The 20,825-nt window shown below is 41.8% G+C and carries 11 protein-coding genes; all 11 read right to left on the minus strand.

Translation table 11 applies throughout. The features are described 5' to 3' along the window. Positions 1-59: 59 nt before the first annotated feature. Entirely contained in the window at positions 60-4,190 is a 4,131-nt protein-coding gene (locus AC1DV1_RS24715; RefSeq protein ID WP_477365055.1) for a hybrid sensor histidine kinase/response regulator transcription factor, read from the minus strand. Between the two features lie 577 nt (positions 4,191-4,767). Further along, positions 4,768-5,721 carry a helix-turn-helix domain-containing protein gene (locus AC1DV1_RS24720; protein ID WP_477365059.1) on the minus strand — a complete coding sequence of 318 codons (954 nt, stop codon included), beginning with the start codon at positions 5,719-5,721 and terminating at the stop codon, positions 4,768-4,770. A gap of 26 nt (positions 5,722-5,747) precedes the next feature. Next, positions 5,748-6,590, minus strand: coding sequence for an SDR family NAD(P)-dependent oxidoreductase (locus AC1DV1_RS24725; protein ID WP_477365062.1), 843 nt, complete (start codon positions 6,588-6,590; stop codon positions 5,748-5,750). Between the two features lie 199 nt (positions 6,591-6,789). After that, positions 6,790-9,267, minus strand: a complete 2,478-nt coding sequence (locus AC1DV1_RS24730) for a glutaminase family protein (protein ID WP_477365064.1) — start codon at positions 9,265-9,267, stop codon at positions 6,790-6,792. A gap of 437 nt (positions 9,268-9,704) precedes the next feature. Further along, entirely contained in the window at positions 9,705-10,517 is an 813-nt protein-coding gene (locus AC1DV1_RS24735; RefSeq protein WP_477365067.1) for a PKD domain-containing protein, read from the minus strand. Between the two features lie 28 nt (positions 10,518-10,545). Then, positions 10,546-11,967 (minus strand): PA14 domain-containing protein, encoded by a 1,422-nt coding sequence (locus tag AC1DV1_RS24740; RefSeq protein WP_477365070.1) that lies wholly within the window; start codon positions 11,965-11,967, stop codon positions 10,546-10,548. A 27-nt stretch (positions 11,968-11,994) separates the two neighbouring features. Beyond that, complete coding sequence (locus tag AC1DV1_RS24745; protein WP_477365073.1) at positions 11,995-13,698, minus strand: alkaline phosphatase family protein; 1,704 nt, start codon at positions 13,696-13,698, stop codon at positions 11,995-11,997. A 29-nt stretch (positions 13,699-13,727) separates the two neighbouring features. Beyond that, positions 13,728-15,350 carry a DUF5008 domain-containing protein gene (locus AC1DV1_RS24750; protein WP_477365076.1) on the minus strand — a complete coding sequence of 541 codons (1,623 nt, stop codon included), beginning with the start codon at positions 15,348-15,350 and terminating at the stop codon, positions 13,728-13,730. Between the two features lie 39 nt (positions 15,351-15,389). Beyond that, positions 15,390-16,112, minus strand: coding sequence for a hypothetical protein (locus tag AC1DV1_RS24755; RefSeq protein WP_477365079.1), 723 nt, complete (start codon positions 16,110-16,112; stop codon positions 15,390-15,392). A 26-nt stretch (positions 16,113-16,138) separates the two neighbouring features. Then, positions 16,139-17,662, minus strand: a complete 1,524-nt coding sequence (locus tag AC1DV1_RS24760) for a RagB/SusD family nutrient uptake outer membrane protein (protein WP_477365082.1) — start codon at positions 17,660-17,662, stop codon at positions 16,139-16,141. An 11-nt stretch (positions 17,663-17,673) separates the two neighbouring features. Then, positions 17,674-20,820, minus strand: coding sequence for a SusC/RagA family TonB-linked outer membrane protein (locus tag AC1DV1_RS24765; protein ID WP_477365086.1), 3,147 nt, complete (start codon positions 20,818-20,820; stop codon positions 17,674-17,676). Positions 20,821-20,825 lie beyond the last annotated feature (5 nt).

The following is a 20,825-nucleotide window of genomic DNA, read 5'->3' on the forward strand; positions in this document are numbered from 1 at the left end:
AGCAACTCCTAAACCGGGTTAGATTTGTGCCCAATCATTTGGGCCACTGAGTATCGTGGCTATTGCCTGAGTTTCTCGGGCGACATGCCGGCACCAATGTTATAGCTTTTTACAAAAGTTTTCCTGTACTTGCGGATAAAATCGGACGGATTCAATTCAAAAAGCTTAAAAAACTGTTCCCGGAAATATCTCACATCCTGGAAACCAATTTTATAGGCCACTTCCTTAATCTGCAAATCGCTTTGAATCAATAGTTCAGCGGCTTTTTTGAGTTTGATATGCCTGATGAATTCAGAAATATTTAACCCTGAAATAGCTTTAACCTTCCTGAATAAGTTAGACCGGCTCATCCCCATGCCCTTTGTGAACACAGTTGCTGAAAAATTTTCGTCATCCAGGTGTTTTTCTATTAAAGCTATACACTTCGCCAAAAACTGGCTGTACTCCTCCGGAATTTTCAGGTTGTTGCTTTTTAGCGTTACCTCGTTCAGGAAAAACTGTTTAAGCGTGTTGCGGCCTTTTAAAATACTTTTAATTCGCGCAACCAGCAGGTCGTTTTCAAAGGGCTTGGTTATATAATCATCAGCACCGCATTCAACCCCTTTTAACTTTATTTCGGCGGAAGAACTGCCCGTTAAAAGAATCACGGGTATATGGCTAAATGAGGGCGAATCTTTTAATTTAGAACAAAACTCAATCCCGCTAAACTCCTTAATCACTACGTCGCAAACAATAATATCGGGGTCAACCTGCATCACAATTTCAAACCCCTGTATCGTATCTTCCGCCTCATAAACGTTATAGGAATCTTTAAGTAACCTCCTGAGATATTGACGAATATCACCATCATCATCAATAACCAGCACCGATGGCTTATCTTTTACAATATTTTCCATTAATTCGCTTACGTGATCTGGCTTTTCGGGCTCCCTTAACAATCCTGGTTCAGGATCAATAATAGCTTCGTTCAGGATCTCAAAAGCCGAGGAACGGAAAACCGGTTTAGTTACCGCCAGTGGTTTCGTTACTTCGTCCGATCCCGGCAATCCTATTTTGAAAACCGTTCCTTCGCCCGGTGCGCTGGTGTATGATAAATCTCCGCCATGAACATCAACGTACTTTTTGGCAAGGAATAAACCAATGCCAAATCCACTTTGGTTAGCCCTGTCGGTTGCTTCCTCGCGGTAAAATTTTTCAAAAAGACGTCCGCCTGTCTCTGCCGAAATTCCGCGTCCGCTGTCGTGAACTTCTATTTCAATCCTGTCGTCCATCTCCCGGATATGCATGGCTACTTTTCCACCCTCAGGCGTAAATTTAAGCGCATTGGAAAGTAAATTGAACAAAACGATTTCAATTTTCTCCCTATCAATGCAGGCCAGGGTTTCCTGTTCCATGTGCAATTGATAATCAAGGTGCTTTGTTTTAGCCTGGTTGTTAAAGCATGAAAAAACCTCGCGGGCAATGTCCGACAGGCTTACCCATTCTTTTTTCAACTCGGTTAACTCATTATCTGTCGACCGGAAAAGCAGCAATCTATCTACCAGGCTAAGGAGCCTCCTGGCATTTCGATATACTGAACTAAGGTCTATCAGGTCGATATTTTTACCATTATTTTGTAGTAATTCTTTAACCGGATTGGCTATTAGTGTAAGTGGCGTCCTGAACTCGTGCGAGATATTGGTAAAAAAAGCAATCTTCTTTTCGTTAAGCTCTTTTTCCTGTTGTACCTTCAGGTTGGCCAGCTTAACTTCATAATGTAGCCGGTTTTCCTTTTTATGGTAATAAATATAACCGTAAACCGACGCGGAGACGATGCCCATATAAAGCAAATAGGCCCACCAACTTCTGAACCAGGGTGGCAGCACGGTAATGTACACGGTTTTTTCTTTTGTATTCCATACGCCATAACCGTTGGTGGCCTTAATATGCAGCGTGTAGTTGCCTTCGCTTAACCTTGAATAATTTAAAACCCGCGCGTTGTTAACGTAGTTCCAGCCTTTATCCCAGCCCTGCAGGTAATAGGCATACTGAATTTTTTCGTGCAGCGAATACTCCAGGGCAACATACTCCATTGATAGTACGGCCTTATCATACGGCAGCCGGATTTTATCGATGTCATAAATGTTTGTGGCGTTTTTTATATAAGCATTATTGGCATTGGCACTTTCATTTTCGATATTAACCTGCGTAATCAGCAGGTCAGGAAAGCTGTTAAAACGCCTGATGCTATCCGGGTAAAAAATGTTAAAGCCTTTTATCCCGCCAAAAAGCAGTTCGCCGGATGATAGTTTCCCGGATGCGTTAAAGTAAAACTGGTTGGATTGCAGGCCATCCGAGGCATAGTAGTTTTCGAATTTTTTTGTTGCAATCTTTAATTTTGATAAGCCGTTGAAGGTGCTCATCCACAAATTCCCCTTATTATCGCTTTCGATATTTAATATGGTATTGTTGGGCAGCCCATTATTTTCGTTATACCAGGCCATTTTACCCGTAGCCAGTTGGTAAGTCATTAGGCCCTTGCCGTGGGTACCAACAAATAAGGTACCCGCGGCAACCAGCAAACTCCTCACTGCAATATTTGACTGTATTACCGCCGATTGACCCGTATGTTTATTAACCCGCACCAGGTTTTTAAAACCGCCCAGCCACAAATTCCCCTTACCATCGTCAGCAATTGACAGTACATCGTCTTTAACATCAAACCCCGCCGAAACAAATTTCCCGGACACTTTATCAAAATGAAAAAGCCGAGCGCGCTCATTCCCTGTTTTTTCGCCTCTTAAAGCCGTAATCCAAATCGTATTGTCGGCATCAACATAAATTTTCCAGGCGGATTTTCTATAATTTCCGGTATTTTCAAATGGTATATTTTTAAACAAATGACTATCAGCATCATATATAGCTACACCTCCCCCAAAAGTGGCCACCCATATTTGGTTCTGGTTATCTTTAATGATTGATGAAACACGGTTATTGCTTAACGATTGCGGATTATTGTCGGTATGTACAAATGTGGTAAAAGTGTTTTTAGCCCGGTTCCATATACTAAGGCCCGCACCATCTGTGCCTATCCAGATGTTGTGACCGGCATCCTCACAAAACGAAAATGTAAAATTGGATACCAGGCTGTTTTTATTATAGGGCTGATGCGCGATGGTTTTGAACTGGTTTTTATTAGGATCGATAACACTAATCCCTCCCCTTAACGTACCTATCCATTTGCGGCCTTGGTTATCCTCATAAACGGCATAAACCGAATTACTGGAAAGCGTACCGGCATCTTGCTGCTGAAGCAGGGTACAATGCCCCGAACCAAAAATATTTACAATGCCAACCCCCATTCCATCGGTTGCCAGCCATAGGTTTTTAACCTTATCAAAATAAAAGTCAAATATCTTGATGTTATCAAGCGCCTTATTGCTGTAAGACTGATGCTTTAACTGGCTTGTTAAGGTATTGAAAGAAAACATGCCCGCATTGGTGCTTATCCACAGGTTACCGTCGGGTCCCTTCTTCATATGGGTAGCCTGCGGGAACGAGACGGTAACCGGAAGTACAACGTTTTTGCCAGGTAAAAACCGGCATAGGCCAACATTATCAACAACCAGCCAAATGCTGTGGTCGTTCAGTATTGTAATCGCGGTTACCGTGTATTTCCATTGTTGCTTTTTTTGGGCATTTAACAGCGGGGCCTCAACCGCAAAGGTTTTATTTTTATAATAAATGAGTAACCCGACATCTGCTGATCCGATCATCATATTTCCCGAAAGATCTTTTTTTAACACGTTGATAACTTTATCAACCGGCAGGGGTGTCAAAGCATCCGCAAGGCCTGTTTTGTAGTTTATCTGCGAAAAATAGAGCGTCTTACTATCTAAAATACCAACTCCATGACGGGTACCAACCCATATCCTATCCAGGTCATCCTGCTCCAGCGCTGTAATGGTGTTTTCGGGTAAACTTGCGGGGTCGTTTATTTTATTCCTGATTTTTTTGAAGGAATAGCCGTCAAACCGGTTAAGGCCATCAAGGGTGCCAAACCACATGAAGCCGAATTTATCTTTAAAAATAGTGGTTACGGTATTGTTAGATAAGCCCTGCTCAATCCCCAGGTACGACATGGGGAGCGAGGAGGAATCGGCGTTATACTTTAGTAGTATAAACGCGGTTATAAAAAGCAATCTCTTCATAAAATGGCTGCAAGCTACGGTGCGATCTTTTAGCAACAGAATTTACCCTCAGGGGCGATTTATTAATTGGCTCACTAATTTAGTGATTATTAAATTTTATCATCAAATTAATTATTGTTTTTTAAACACTTATTTTAAGACAGCTGCCTTAAAGCAAACCAGGCTTAATCCAAACTTCATCCGCCTTAACACTGTTTCTTCAAGCAATAAGCTACTCCCGAAACCGGACGCCGGCGTTTGTATGATCGCCGGTATTATTTACCAGCGAAAAAGAGGTTGCTAACTTGATAATTTGTGGTTACTGTAATTGCGGCCAAAAATCCGGGGTAAGTGGATTTCCTGAAACCCATATTGGTAAAAATATCGCCCGGCGGAATCACCGGGTTCGGGAAAGGGTTCGGCTTCCTTCCAACCTTGTATTTGCTATAGCCCGGGTGTTCAGATGCATAAACTGCCTGCATATCATTTTAAAACTGTGTATTAATGAAGGGAAGACAACAGTTGAAGAAATTTATACTCACCTTGATGTAAATTAGGTAAATATTTTTACCTATCCCTGCATCCTATAGGAGGTTGCTTAGTTAAAAGACCGCCTGAAGACGAGTGGAGAGAGGTTGGTTTTTGTTTTAAATAGCTTACTGAATGACTGTGGATGTTCGAACCCCAACGCATAAGCTACTTCACTCACCGATAGCGTAGTGGTAGAAAGTTTTTCTTTTGCCTTTTCGATCAATTTATCATGAATGTGCTGCTGCGCGTTTTGGCCGGTAAGCGCGCGCAGCATATCGCTTAAATAGCTGGGCGACAGATGCAGGCCTTCGGCAAGATACTGAACGGTTGGAATACCCTTACTTAAAGAATATTCATTCCCGAAGTAGTCCGCCAGCAGGTCCTCCAGCCTTTGCAGCAGATCATGGCTTACTATTTTACGGGTAATGAATTGGCGCTTGTAAAAGCGGTTGGCATAATTTAGCAACAACTCAATTTGAGATATGATGACATCCTGGCTAAAATCATCTATACGGCTGTTCAATTCTTCTTCCATGATCCTGAAAATAGAAATGATGGTAGCTTTCTCGCTTTCAGAAAGGTGCAGCGTTTCGTTGGCTGAGTAAGAAAAGAACCCGTACTGACCGATCTTTTTAGCTACAGGATAACCTAAAAAGAAATCCGGATGAATTAGCAAGGTATACTCAGAACATACCGTTCCCTCGTTATCGCCGCTACCTATCACCTGGCCTGGGGAAGCAAACAGCAAACCGCCTTCATCAAAATCATAATAGCCCTGGCCATATTTCAATTTGCCGCCAAGTTTTGGCTTGTAAGAAATTTTATAAAAGCCCAACACATGATGCTGAGCCGACTGGTGTAGTTGTGCCACGGAATGCGCCCCGTTAATTATACTTATCAATGGGTGTTTCGGATGAGGCAGGCCGAAGGCCCGATGGGCATCGGATAGCGTTTCAAATTTATGCAGACTTTTCTCGTCTTTTTTCATTTCAAAACAAATATAATCATAACCGGCAATCATTTTGATTACCGGTTATGATCTGGTTATTACTCAGCTACCTTTTGGGCCGAACTGGAAACAGCGTCCCATTTTTCCCATAAGGCCAACCGTTCTGCGTAAGCAGCGCGTACCCATGGCAAATTTTGGCTACCCAGGTTAAACCGTAACGGCGGGTTTTCCGTATCTACGATCTGGAAGAGCGCTTGTGCAGTGGCGTTCGGGTCGCCTCGTTCCATATCTTTTAATCTTCCGAAAAATTGCGTTTTAAAATCCGAGTATACTTCCATGCCGGCTGCAAATTTCAAAGAGTCCTGGCTGCCAAATTCGGTAGCGTATGCGCCCGGCTCTATAATAGTCACTTTGATGCCAAAGTCTTTAACCTCTGTCGCCAGGCTTTCATGAATAGCCTCAAATGCCCACTTTGACGAGCAGTAGTAACCAATTACCGGCAGGGTAACATGGCCAAGATTGCTGGATGTGCCAAGGATATGGCCTCCACCTTGCTCCCGAAGCAACGGTAAAGCTGCCTGGATAACAGCAATTGCCCCAAAAATGTTGGTTTCATACATCGCCTTAACATCTTCGGCACTCGCCTCCTCAATAGTACCTACTAATGAATAGCCGGCATTGTTCAGCACAATATCCAACCTTCCGAAATGGGCATGTGCCTGGTTTATGGCTGTTTTTGCCTGGCCAGGGCTGGTTACATCTAATTCCAGGGTTAACACATTTTCGCCATATTTTTCTTTAAGCCTGGCTAAATTATCTACTTTACGTGCTGTTGCTGCAACTTTGTCGCCACGCTCAAGAGCGGCCTCTGCCCAAACACGTCCAAAACCTCGCGAAGCGCCCGTAATAAACCACACCTTACTATTCCTTTTACTTTCCATGTTCTTTATCTTTTCAATTATTGATGAAGCAAAGATCAGGAGGGCCAGCCTGCCGTATGTAGTCTAATTGAGGGCATTTGTAGCCTAATTGCGGATTAGCTGAATACTATGAGCGTGTTAATGTTTTATTGCTGTTAGATGCTTTCTTCCTATGAATCGAATTAAAAGTTATATTCCCGTTTACTGTTATTGTTTGAAATTACTTTGCAGTCATTTTTAGTTTATCAGCAAGCATTTTCATATAGAAGCCACCAACTACACTGCGGGCTTTAAAATTATCGCGTATGCCTGTATTTGAATCATAAAAATCGTTTAAAGGCACTCTTGATTCTGTTTCAATTGCATGTTTATAAACCGGATGAATCAACGCCTGGAATTCGTTCTGATTTGGTGCAAAGGTTGCAGTCCACAAAATCCAGTCGTTTTTAGTATACGATTTTCGGCTATCCAACGGAATACCGTATTTGTTTTGCTTAGTTAAATAGTAACTAATTTCTGTATCATATACTTTTTGCGGGAACAAGTTTAGGTTTAAAACTTTATCCCAAACTAAATTATATTTTTGGCTCCATGTACTTTTATCATTAAAAGTTAATGCATAGTGATCGCCGGCGCCAGCCATTTCTATCCATTTAGGAACCATACTGGCAGCTATGGTTCTGTACTTATCAGCAACTTCAGTATACCCCAGTGTTTCTGCCAGCTGTGCATAACAGGCAATACTCACAATGGCTTTTACCGATAAATTAGCGTTTCTGGCCAAATGGCCTGCAAAATCGTCGGTACATAGCTGCATTTTAGGATCCAATCCTTCTTTTGCTAAATAATCAACCCAGGTGCTAAGTGTTTTCCAATGCAGCTTTGCATAGTTTGCATTACCCTGTGCTTTTGCAATTGCGGCTGTTAAAATCAGCATATTGCCAGATTCTTCAATTGGCATCGGTTCGCCATAGGTTTGGCCGTTTGCTAAGGGATAAGTTCCTAAGTCATGCGCAGCCCATGGATGAGGGTATTTTCCGCTTTCACTAAAATAAAAAATGCCGTTTAGCATCCCTTCTAATAATGATGGATTGTAAATTAAATATAACGGTGCAGATGGGTACGTTACATCAACAGTATTGATAAAACCGCCGCTATTATTTTCTTTAGACAACCATAAGATGTCGCCCTGCGGGCTTTTAACCAGTGCATGTGCCGCAATACTTTGCCGGTAGCTTAACATACACAGGTGTGCATATTCCACCCCGCCAGATTTTACTGCATCGGCGTAAATTGATTTGTTAAGGCTAACGCATTTATCCATTACCTTTTTGTACTGCAAGGCGGCATCAGTCAATTCCCCTTCAATGGTTGCCTTTCCCGAAGCATTCCACCATGGCCTTAGATTATTTTTAAAGTATTGAACCGAGTAAATGTCATCGTAACCCAGCTCGACGAATTTTTCGACCGGGGCATTACCAACTGCACCAAAAGGTATAATAGTATTTAATGACAGCATTTTGCCTTGCTTAGCCGTTGATTGATAATTACCTTTTATAAAAGCGCCGGCAGCATCTTTCCCTGGCGTAACAAATTGAATAGCATTGCTTGTTTTGGGGGCGGCAACATAAAAATATCCCCAATCAATCCGCATATCGTCACCTGCTTTTTTCAAAACCGGTTGTTCAATAGTACCGGTTTTTAAAATAGATAATTTATTGGTGGCGTATTTTTGGGTTGTTACCTCCTGCGAGGGATTATAAACTGCAATATTGGATGATGCGCTTAAGGAAACCTTAACCTGGTGCATTTTACCGTCATTGGCTTTTACCTGGTAGGTAATATAAGATACAGGCCTGGCAAACAATTGCAGATCATTCATCAATAACGGCGAGGTAAAGGTTAATTTCAGATCTATTTTACCACAGGTAAAATCATAAATAGTTTGGGTAGCATTTACGTCGACATTTTTTTGCCTGGCTACCTGTATTTTTACAGCATTATCTTTTTGCCTGTCAACCAATCCAAAATCAAGATACCTACCACCTGCAGTATTCATTAAATGTATAGCGATAGTGTTATCGCCTTCTTTAAGGACATTTTTATCATTCAACGCGATGTATTGAAAATTGCTTGTCCAACCTTCTTTTGTATATACCTTTTTCCCGTTAACAAAAACCTGGATATCATCATCATGGTTTATCTTTAAAAAAAGTTTGTTAATTGCCGCCAGATTAGAAACCCTGAACGGTCTTCTTACCCATATTTCGTTTGAACGCCAAATGGTTTTTATGTTTTTAATATCGTCACCTATTGGTGCCGAGCCTGTTTTCCAATCTGAGGCTGCGTAATCAGGTGACATCCAATCTCCCTGGGGCTTAGTTTCTGTATACTGTACCTGGTATGTCTTTTCATCTGATGCTGGCAGGATGGTGGTATAATTGGGACTTTCCACGCCCATAAAACGAAAAATGTTTCCATCAACATTTATCAGCCCCAAAAGTGACTGCTCTGCGCCCGTCCAATGTGTTGTAGATGACTCGTTTAATTTATCTGTATTTGACCAAATGCTAAAATAGGTGTTATGTGTAATCAATGGATAAGATGGCGCCTTTCGGTCCTGTGCTTTGAGCAGCATGCCTGCAAAAACGCATCCTATTACGCCAAGTATTTTTAATTTATTGATTTCTTTCGTCATTCGCTGGTATGTGTTTGTAAATTTATTATCGTGTAAAAATGAATAATTAACCCCCGTGCCAGTAACATGCTTGTTTTGGGCCGATTATAAATGGTTGGCACTTAACGGTCATGATTGGGCAACAGGAGATGGCTTCAGAACTCATTCGGGTAAAATAATTACCAGTAGCGCCAGAGCCTGATACAAGGCCCAAAGTGATTTTTAATGCTAAGCAACGGATTTGGGGAGTTATGATATATACAATTTTACTACCCGGTAAAATTGTATATACCATAACTGCCGATACCTAAAAAATTAAAACCTGCAAACGGAGTGACACTTTTTAATGTCTTGCAACTCAAAACATTCTCCGTTTTTTAAATCGCGATCTATACTTTATTTAGCTTAATGCAATCATAAGTTCAGCGTCCCTAAAACCTGCCCATAAATATTATGGATTAGGGTTGCTTTTTATTTACTGTCCATTCGGCCATTTGAAAATCGCGACTGCCGTTATTTGCCTTAATGCTTAACCTGTAAAATTTGTAGGGTACATTGTTATTGAAATGATATAATTTACGCTGCGCACGGCCAGAAAACAACTCGCCTGTGCGCGAATGTAAGTTTATCCACTTTATCCCATCTTCGGAGCCCTGTAATATCCACGTTTTAGGGTCCCGATCGGGCGAATCATTACCGCTTACCAAAGTGTACGCTCCTGCAAGGGCAGGAGTTTTAAGCTCATACTTCATCACCAGGTCGCCGGAAAAACCCGATTGGAAAAACTTTGAATTCGGATCGCCGTCAACCACTTTTAAAGAGCCCTCGTTTGAATTAGGACCACCTCCGTTATCGCGCGAAACAGTAAACGTACCGCCAATAGTAGCAAAATAGCTTTCACCAACCTTTGTTCTGTCAAAATTAGGATCGGCTACATTCAATATTATTTCCCGGCTCGACGAAAGCCCCTGCGAGTTTCTTGATGTAAGTACTACGTGGTATATGCCCTCAAATGCATATTTGTGCAGCGGCGACTTTTCTACAGAAGTGCTGTCATCTCCAAATTGCCATAATAACTCTTTGTAATTGGTTGAGGTGTTGGTAAACTGATATTTCAAAAAATCAACACTATCGGCCTTCGCCGCCGTAAAACCTGTTAATGGCACAGGTTCTTCAACAACAGTAGTATCTACCGGTTTATCCTTTTTACATCCTACCGACATCATTACTATGAGTATAAGTGCTGATATTATGCTAAATAACTTTTTCATTTGCCTTTTTATTAATCGTTATAAATGATTATTGTGCCGGAAATAATTGGCTTTTGGGTACAATCCGCCTTCCGTTGATGCCTGCCGACGGCACTTCATATTCAAGCCTGGCCTGTTGGCCGCCAACATTTTCACGATGGTCTGCTTCTATCTTGTATCGCTTTCCACGTTCGAGAGTCACTTTGGCAAATCTGCTTGGCAGATCCCACTGGGTGGTAAAATCGTCGATAACCGCTTTACCGTCAATAAACAACCTGGCACCGTCGTCCCAACGTGTTTGATAAAATATATATTCACCGCGAACCGGGGCTAAAAACTCACCGGTCCATCTGGATGAATAATTATCGTTGCTAACAATGGATGAGGGTAACCAATCGCCGCCAAAATCAATAGTTTCGTCTATCCTTACCAGGGATGGTGCCCTGCCATCAAAATCGAGTTGCTGATTGTTCGAAAAATATTCGGCTTTTAGGCCGGTGCCATTACCTGTTATGTATGAATTGTTGTCGAGATTAACCGTAGGCTCCACCAAAACAATTATTTTGCTGCTTGTTGGGTGTAAAATATGCCTTGTTGGTGCGCTTAAGCTTATTGCAAATGCAAATTTTTTGTTTGCAACAATATTGGCATCAAAAACCGGCCACCCTATCTGTAAACGTATTTGGGCCGTATTTGAATTGGAATTTACCCGGATTAAAGTATCTATAGTAAAATTGGCCGGGCTTAAGTTGATGGCATTAGCCGGTAATACTTTGCTGCTCACAAGCTTGTTAATGGTATCTGTATTTAGCTTTACGTGTACATTAAATGCAGTACCGGCCTGACCAGACAGATTGACAATTAATGGTATAGTAATGCCGGCAGGAGAAGTAGTGTAATTCTTCTTATAATCAACACTCATAATAGTGCCTCCATTTACAATTGACAGGTAATGGATATCTTTTTCGGCTATCAGCTGTTTGGTATTAAGCACAACCATGATATTTGATTTAGACGCTTTAACTACGTTGCCTTTTCCGGGATCGGTAAGTTTAAAAGCAAATGCTACGTCTTTACCATAATTAGCCTCAAGCGTTGTAAGCCTTACTGTTGCAACTCCTGTAGCGGTATCGGCACCATAGGATACATTAATTACACTTGGATAATCAATAGCGCCGTTAGGTAGTACTACCGTATTTTTTAAAGTGCCATTTGCTATTAATTGATTAACGGTATCGCTATTAAGGGTGATACCTACCTGGAACGCTTTAGTTGCCGCCGCAGACAGTGATATTTTAAACGGAACTTTTACTGTTTCATTATCCTTTGTTACCCCCGCAACAACAACACCATCACCAGAAATACTTACGGCATTATTTTTAATTAAACCTACGTCGTCAAGGTTATTATGCTTACAAGAAACAGTTACAAGGGTTATCCCAAGCAGTATACTGTATATATAATTTTTCATCATCAATTAATTTATTGTGTATTAATTTTACTGATCTAACCAAACTCTGCCATCAAGGCCCCAGCTTTGCCTGTTAGGGATCCTGAACCAGTTTATTATTTGTGCAGGTATATCTGTTGTTTGCGGCACAAATACTGCAAGTGCTTCGGCCGGCGGCGGGCATATCAGGTCGTTAAAATCTTCCCACTTATAATCTCCCTTTAATTGAAAATCACGGGCCTGCGGGCCAACATCTTTCAATTTGTCGCCCTGTCCATCGGTTCCTGGCCAGTAGGCCGCAAGAAAACTGTAATAAGGGTGTCCTTCTGAAATAGACGTTTCGCAAGCGTAATTGCCAATTACGGCATCTGGTACATCCACTTTAAAAAACCTGATATCGCTTACATATACATTTGGTGTACCATGCCCGTTACCATTTAAAAAGCCCAATTTCAACGGGTCATTATTATCAAGGCTTCCCGACCCCGTAATTTCCATTTCGTTATTAAAATTACCGTCGGTATACGTTCTGATAAAGCGTTTGCCTGCACGGATCTCGCATTTAACAGATAGGTTATGCCATCTGCCTTTCTGCAAATCAGCTCCCCTGCATTGCCTGTAATCACCATCTTTTGTACCTCTCATTTCAAAATACCAATAGGCGTCTTCCAGGTAAATAACCCAGCCTACACTTGGGTGCCCACTTGACCACTCGTGTCTTTTACCCAATATGCTTGGCCAAAAAAACTTATCCTCATTTTTTTTAACCTTTAGCTCAATTGTAAATTTGGTAGTATCACCAAGATTAAACACATCTGCCGTATCAATTTCTGCCCTTACCGATTCGCCGTACAACCTCACTGTTTTACCTAAATAACGGTTTCCGGTAAACGGTTTTCCAATTACGCGTTGCTTGTACCTTGAACTGTAATAGATAGTAAAGGTATTTGCCGCTGTGTTGCTAAAAACCGTGTTGTCGTTTTGATTTGCCGGTATGGTAAACTTGCCACCACCGCTTGATGCTATAACTACCAGCCATTCTTCATTCTGATAATTCTTCCGTTTTTTGAGTGCATCCATTATAGCACCTACATAGCCATCAAACTTTTCAATAGCAGCCTTATATTGGGGTGCCGAATTATCATAACCGTATTTGGCCCCGGCCTCGTCTATATCATTAAAATGCCCCAAAATAAGGCTTGCTGTATCGGTATTGATATTATTTACAACAGCTGTTTTAATCTGCTCATCTGTATCAAATAACTCGCTTACCGCAGTCCCTTTGGTGAAATTATTTTTAAAGATTGCAGAAGACGAAAACGCTACCATTTTGGCGGTAGGTTTTTCGTCCTTTATTCTTTGAAGCACAACCGGGTAGTTGGCCAAATTCGCCCCGGTTAAATTATCGTTTAAAACCAGGTGCTTTTCTTTTTTTACCCCAGTTAACATGTTGGCCCAATTGCTAACATCCCTGGTTGAATCAGGATCGCTTAATGCTACCCAGCTGTAAATGGAATTTGGCAATAAGGCTTTAATATTAGGCACATTAGCACTGTTTACAGATGCACCTCTTGCCCCATCAACAATCAAATACAGCACTTTGCGCTGGCCGTATGATACGCTGGTGGTATCACTATAATTTTTATCAGGCAACGCCTTTAAAAAATCTTTATTACAGGATATTACCGCAATGGCCAGTATGGAACACATTATTCCAAACATTATTCCCTGGTATTTTTTCTTCTGCCCCATCTTTTTATAGTTATAATTTCTTTTTTAATTTATTCAATGGTTACCCGTATAATGTTATTTACCGGCTGGTTATCAAACCTGTCGAACCCACCTATCAGGTATAACGCCCTTTTTCCATCGGCTGATTTTGTTTCAATTATATCTGACAGACCACCCGAAAACGGACCAGTAGTGTTATAATTACCTGCAAGGTCGCCTTTGGAGTTAAGTACCATGAATCCGTTGCGCGTTACCTTATTATATTTTTTAAAACCGCCGCTAACTACTATTAAGCCGTCATCCAGCTGCCTTGCAAAGGCCGGGTAGCCGCCCTCAAATACTTTTGGCGCAAATGACTCATCAAGGCTACCGTCCTGGTTTAGTAATGCCATACTTATTACAGGTTTACCGTTATATGTTCTAAACACCCCGGTAATGAGATATTTTTTTGTAACGGTGTTATAGGTTAATGATGAGATGCTGTTATCGGCCCCCAAGCCTGCTTTAAATGTGTTATCGATTCCACCATCGGCATTTAACCTTACAACACGCCCTGCCGGGGTTTGGTCAAACGTTGTAAAGCTTCCAAAAACCACAAGTTTCTCTGCCAGTGCGGCATCTGTATGCATATATGAATCTATGGGGCCGTTTGCCGCCGGCAGGCCTTTGTTGGCAGCCACGTTAAAACGAAACGTTTTATCTAATGAACCATCCAGGTTAAAGCGCAGCACCTGCCTTATCTCGGTACTATCTACAATAACTGTATCTTTTGTAAAGTCGTGATTGGGCTTTTTATAGGTGCGGTGTACATAGTACCTGAAGTTTCCGGTTGCCAGTATCTTATTTTGATGGTTATACACCCTGTTTATAAACTCGTTTGTACCTCCATTAAATTTTGGAAAATACTTGGTGGTATCCCTCGAGGTATCTTTTTGTGTAGGCCTCCGGTATACTTTTAAACCGATAGTATCAACACTGCCGTCAACGCCCAAACTTGTTATGTTACTAATATTATCTGTGCGTTGATTATATCCGCTAAACCCGCCCGCAATAATAAACTTCGAGTTTATCTGCATAACCCTGGCTAAAGCTCCGTTGGCAGCCTTACCCGTCCTGAAGGTACGGTCAAACTCGCCATCGGATGATGTTCTTACAATCCGGTTAAGCGGGGTAATGATTCCCTTGTTATCATAATTGGTAAACCGGCCTACCACCAGGTTTCTGCCATCGGCCAATGGGAATATCTGGCTCACAAAGTTGTTTGCACCCAACGTAGCCCTGAAGGAAGGATCGATGTTAATAAGTCCGTTTACCTTAAACAACGGCCCCAACACCAGCTGATCATCTATAGCTATAGAAGTGATACCACTGCTACCAAACGGCGGAACTTTTACTTTGATGCCCGCTGCCGTAACCTCGGTAATTTGCCCTTCCTCGCCGTTAAACATAAATTTCAGTTTATCCTTATAAGGCAGCAACCCGGTTGCTTTAAAAGTAATTTCGGCACCTACTGCGCCCGATGTTGGGCTGGGTAACGCATCGCGGCTAAGGGAAACGCCCAACGGTGGCTTGCCATCGCCATAGGGGGCTTCAAAGGTCTCCTTAGTCTTCTTGCAGCTTTGTATAACTAAGGCTGCCATGGCAAATATTATTATGTATCTGATTTTTTTCATATGTCAATTCGTTATTGATCAAACATCAACGCAAATATTTTAATTGGATGAATGAAGCCCTGTATTATAAACATCAGTGAAGAAATCGTTTCTATCAAACCCAAAGTATGCCCCGTTATACTGCAACGTATGCACCACCCCATTTTTTGGTTTAATATCTGATGACGATATGTATGTTCGGAAAACCGCGTTTTCGGCATTGTTTATATCAAGCACATAGCTGATAATAAGGCTGCGCGGACCTATGTATCTAACCTTGTTTGCATCGCCATAAATAACCCCGATGTTGGATACGTCGCCACTGTATGAATAATATAATGCGCCGGGGTATTGATTTTGAAGATCCAGGTCAATCTGCGGGTAATCTTTAAGCCTGTTGATGCCTTTAAACATGTAACGTTGCAGGTATTTACGCCATATTAACGAATCGATATCTGCTAACCTTTTCACTGTATCGCGCCCTACATCAAACAGAAACTGGTTTAACGAGCCCGAAGTTTTGGCATTGCCGATAGTTCTTTTTATAACATCATCGTCAGGGGCAAAAAAAGTAAAATCAGTCTGGTGAAAAGTGTTCTCAAGCCCTGCCAACTTCACAATTTGCGCAATGGTATCAAACGGGGCCGCTTTTGCCTGTAAATACTGAAACATGTCTCCGGGATAATCGGCATTAGCTTTGCCTCCATCCCTGTAGTATTCATCCCGTTTACACCCGGTAAGTACCAATAATAAACCAGCACAAACAATAATTATATTTCTCATAATTGTTATCATTATTAAACTATGTTTTAATTACCACCGTTTACCCAATAGGCATTTAGTGTCATGAAAGGGTTATTGGTTAATGCGTCGCTGCTGATAGGCCATGTCCAGGCACCCCTGTTAAATTTATCTAAGGTTAATACATTGTATGACCACTCGCTGCTAAGTATCCTGCGGGTACGTACCAGGTCGAAATAATGATGCCCTTCGCCCATCAATTCGCGAGATCTTTCTAAAAAGATAAAATCCTTCAGATCCTGGCCACCTGAGCCGGAATATTGCGAAGCTTCGGCCCTGTTCCTAACCTTGTTAACCAGTGCTATGGCTTCATTATCCTGCCCCAGTTCGGCCATTGCTTCTGCACATAGTAAAATTTCGCCGGCATACCTAAAAATCATAAAAGTATTATCGGGGTTACTATCTTCTTCGCCTGTTGCGAATGCATTCTGAGCGAATTTTAACATCATAAACTTTCCGTTATCTGCATAAATGTCTTCATTAAACCATATGGTAGCCCGTTTATCTGCTGTTCCGGGATATAGTTTTTGCATATATTCCCCGCGGAAATAAGCAAAGCTTATCCTGTGTGTATATTCTGGTCGTTTGTAGGGGTAATGCAAAAACATATCTCCAATGGGCGCTATATTTAAGTTTGCATCACCATAGTTAACGCTTCGATAAAATTCAAACAGGCTTTCGTCCGATCGTCCTTTAATAACCGTGGCCCATTCTGCAATTGGCAATAACCTGTACGCGTTGCTTTTAATAAGCTCCTGGCCCAGGTCAACAGTTTCCTGGTAATACTTAGTGGCATTTGCCTTATCAAAACCGGCATTCCACATATTCATATTCATCATCAGCGCTATGATGCTGCCCCTGCTTGCCCGTACTCCTTTTAGGGCAGGGTCCGAATAAGTCCAGGGCATGTTGTCTTTATATATTTTCAGGTCGGCAATGCATTTATTTAAAACCGAAACCATGTTTTCACGGGGTAACGAAGTGGAATGAAAAGCATCGGTATAATAAGGCACATCACCATAAAGCCGTACCATAAAGAAATAAGCCAGCGACCGTATAAAAGCCGCTTCGCCTTTAAATTGGTTTTTCTCGGTGGAGGATACTCCGGGTATGCCTTCGTCCAGTTTCGATATCAGGATATTGGCTCCCTGTACAACCTGGTAATAACCCGTCCAGTTGGTTATCTTATAAAAATTGTAAAAGTTCCATGGCGGGTTACCGTTGATAAGACCCAGCAAATCGTTTCTGCCCAATACTTCAACATACTCGCGGGCCGGGCCCTGGTCTGATTGTGCTTCGTGCATTACCTCGCCAGAGCGGTATTCGCCCGTAGCGCCTATGAAATGAGTTTCGTTGATCTTCCCGAAAAACAGTCGCGAAAGGTCATATATATTGGCAACAACATCCTCTTTTGAGCGGTAAAAGTTGTTACCCGTTAACTTATCAATAGGCTGAATGTTCAAAAACTTTTTACAGGCAGGTAAACAGAAACTTCCTGTAATTACTAAAATGTATAAAATACTTTTTTTCATGATTTTAAGTTTTATTTACTTGTGTTGAGTTCTAAGTTTAAACCAATATTATAAGTACGCGGTACAGGGTATCCGCTGGAAATATCCCGCCCCAGCGTTGTTACGTTCTCGGGGTTTGGCCCTTTATAGCTTGAAAAAGTAGTAAGGTTATTGGTTGAGAAATATACCCTAAGGTTGTTAAAACCAATCTTGCGGATAAGTTTGCGATCAAACGAGTACGACAGCGTTACGTTATTTAATTTAAAATACGATCCATCCTCGGCCCATAATGTTTGATCGGGCCTTAAAGGCTGTATCTGGTTATAGGTTGAAAACGAATAGGGGTTTGGGTAAACGGTATGATCGCCAGGCTTTCTCCATATATCCATATTACTTAATGGCACAACAGCCAATAAATCATAAGGATTACGGGATATGGCCAAACGGTCGGCTAATGCATTATTCAGAACAGTTCTTTTGGCGGTAAATGTTGCGTAAATATTAAGGCCAAAGTTTTTGTAGATGATGTTTGTTGATATACCACCGGTTACCAAAGGCTGCGAATTACCGGTTATTTCATAATCTCTGTCGTCTAATATATAATCGCCGTTAACATCTTTAAAAATAGGGTCGCCTGCTTTAAACGGCACGCCGTTCGACGAGTATTTTTTCCCGGTTGCAGGGTTTACCGGCACATCGGCATCTGTTGCATATACGCCCTGGTTGATGTGCAAATAGTTTGACAGCGTGTTTTGGCCTACCCTGAAAACAATGTGCTGCAAATAAGGGCTGTTATCAAACTTAATGTACTGACCATTATACTCCGCAGGTAGCTTTAATAAAACATCACGGTTGATGGCGCCGTTCATCGAGATACTCCAGTTAAAATCTTTTGAAATTACCGGCCTTACCGTAAGTGTTAACTCATAACCATAATCGGCAATAGCTACGTCATTGCTCACCCGGCGGTTAAAGCCGGTAGTGTTTGATAAAAACCTATCAAACAATAAATTATCAACCTTTTTATAATAGGTATCGAAGTTTAAATCAACCCGGCTTTGAAACAGCCCGATATCAAATCCTAAATTGTATTGTGTAGTGGTAGTTGGTTTTAATGTAGGATTGGGTATAAAATCATAATTTATACCAATAGTTGGGTTATTATTAAAGTTACCATTCAGGTTATAGATACCGTAAATACTTTGCAAGCTACCGGTAGGCACAATGTTTTGGCCCCAGGTTAGCCTTATACCTCCATAATTAAGCCAGGACAGGTCTTTAAACCAGTTTTCTTTACTATAATTCCATTTTAAGCCCACCGATGGGTTTTTGGAGTATGGGTTTTCTAATCCGTTTGATGACGTGCCATCTAACCGGTATGAAAGCTCAACAACGTATTTGCGCTGAAAATCATAACTTACCGCACCCGCAAAAGAAGCGATGGTGGCATTTTTGTAATTTGAAAGCACACCACCTCCACGCGAGTAATACGAATCGTAACCTACCGGTCCCTGGAGCTGATCGTTGGGCGTACGCTCTTGCCTGATGATGCCACTTTGACCACCCTGTTTATATATTTCATTAAATAAGTTAACAAATATATTATGGTTGCTACCTAATGTTTTAGCATAAGTAATGGCGTTACGGTTATACAAGGTGTAGTTTCGCCCCTCAAAATCATATACCTGTGCAAACTGGGAATTGGCCGCAGCCGGCGTAAATGTCGATTCGGCATCGGAGGTATAATCATAACTGATGCTTGATGATAAAGCAAGCCCGGGGATAAACTCGTACCGGCCGTCTACGTTGGCCCGTATGTTTCTTGAACTGTTGCTGTTGAGCGTTTTCAACGCCGATGTAACACCGTCTGACGACAGGTAGAACGACGGCGGTGGCAATAACGTTGATGCCTGGCCGTTTGTAGCAACGCCTTGCTGCAACAGCCCCAGGCCATCGCCTTTAGCCTGGCTGCCTACCGAGCCAAATAAGGATCCGAAAAACCTAAACTTGTCGTTTGGTTTAAACTCCATGTTCATGTTCAGGTTATACCTGTCAAATCCGGTGTTTTTTATTACCCCTTTTTCTGAGTAGTAGCCAACGTTTGCCTTGTAGTTGAATTTCTGATCGCCGCCATCTAAAGCCAGGTTATGGCTTTGGTTATAGGTAGTTGCATAAAATATAGACTGCCAGTTGGTTGAGTTATTCCAATAAGCGTTTAAACTGTCGGCCAAAAAGCCTGTCAATCCTATTTTTCTTAACTCGTCAACCGTTGTGGCATTTGATAATATTTGCTGAATTTTTGCGCGGCGCTCATCGTTACCTCCCAATGTTTCGCGCAGTTTTGGCGGCGCGTTAACAAAAAAGTTAGTGGTATAACGCACCCTTGGCACCTTTGAATTGCCGCGTTTGGTGGTAATGATAATTACACCATAGGCGCCTCTTGAACCATAAAGAGAAGTTGCCTGGGCATCTTTCATGATCTGGATACTCTGGATGTCTTCTACCGGAATCAAAGACAATGGGCTAACCCCGGGGCCCTGGGTTTGAAAACCAAACTCAGCTGCCTTATCTGCATCTAACGGAACCCCATCAATAATATACAGCGGAGATGTCGGCTGTAAAAACGATTCGTTACCGCTGCCGCTAACACTAAGGGTTGACAAGCCACGCACCTGTACCGAGCCCCTGAAGCCCGGCGCACCCGTATTGTTCTGAATGTTTAAGCCGGCAACCTTACCTTGCAGTAACTGTTCAAAACTTGATACCGGGATATCGGCGATATCCTTATTGGTAATAATTGCCGAAGCGCCTGTAGTGGTTTCTTTACTGCGGTTTTGATAACCCACAATAACTATTTCATTAAGCCCTTTTTTGTCTTCGCTTAATGTGATGATAACGTCTTTCTGGTTTTCTTCAACTTTTAACTTTTGCGTAACAAACCCAATAAATGAGAATGAAACTACAGAGTTGACCGGCACCGTAATGGAAAACCTTCCACTGGCATCGGTTTGGCCTATTCCCTTTTTATCTATAGCGATATTTACCCCCACCAGCACCTTGTTTTCGGGCTTATCAAGTACCTTACCAGAAACCGTTATATTTTTTGTTTGCGCATATATATCTGCACTGCAGATTATGCAAACTATTAGTACTACGTAAAATAGTATATGTTTTCTCATTTCAG

The sequence above is a fragment of the Mucilaginibacter sp. P4_D1 genome (assembly GCF_056401935.1).

Coding starts and splice junctions, on each gene's coding strand:
- AC1DV1_RS24715 (WP_477365055.1), bottom strand. CDS start 4,190: ATGAAGAGATTGCTTTTTATAACCGCGTTTATACTACTAAAGTATAAC.
- AC1DV1_RS24720 (WP_477365059.1), bottom strand. CDS start 5,721: ATGATTGCCGGTTATGATTATATTTGTTTTGAAATGAAAAAAGACGAG.
- AC1DV1_RS24725 (WP_477365062.1), bottom strand. CDS start 6,590: ATGGAAAGTAAAAGGAATAGTAAGGTGTGGTTTATTACGGGCGCTTCG.
- AC1DV1_RS24730 (WP_477365064.1), bottom strand. CDS start 9,267: ATGACGAAAGAAATCAATAAATTAAAAATACTTGGCGTAATAGGATGC.
- AC1DV1_RS24735 (WP_477365067.1), bottom strand. CDS start 10,517: ATGAAAAAGTTATTTAGCATAATATCAGCACTTATACTCATAGTAATG.
- AC1DV1_RS24740 (WP_477365070.1), bottom strand. CDS start 11,967: ATGAAAAATTATATATACAGTATACTGCTTGGGATAACCCTTGTAACT.
- AC1DV1_RS24745 (WP_477365073.1), bottom strand. CDS start 13,698: ATGGGGCAGAAGAAAAAATACCAGGGAATAATGTTTGGAATAATGTGT.
- AC1DV1_RS24750 (WP_477365076.1), bottom strand. CDS start 15,350: ATGAAAAAAATCAGATACATAATAATATTTGCCATGGCAGCCTTAGTT.
- AC1DV1_RS24755 (WP_477365079.1), bottom strand. CDS start 16,112: ATGAGAAATATAATTATTGTTTGTGCTGGTTTATTATTGGTACTTACC.
- AC1DV1_RS24760 (WP_477365082.1), bottom strand. CDS start 17,662: ATGAAAAAAAGTATTTTATACATTTTAGTAATTACAGGAAGTTTCTGT.
- AC1DV1_RS24765 (WP_477365086.1), bottom strand. CDS start 20,820: ATGAGAAAACATATACTATTTTACGTAGTACTAATAGTTTGCATAATC.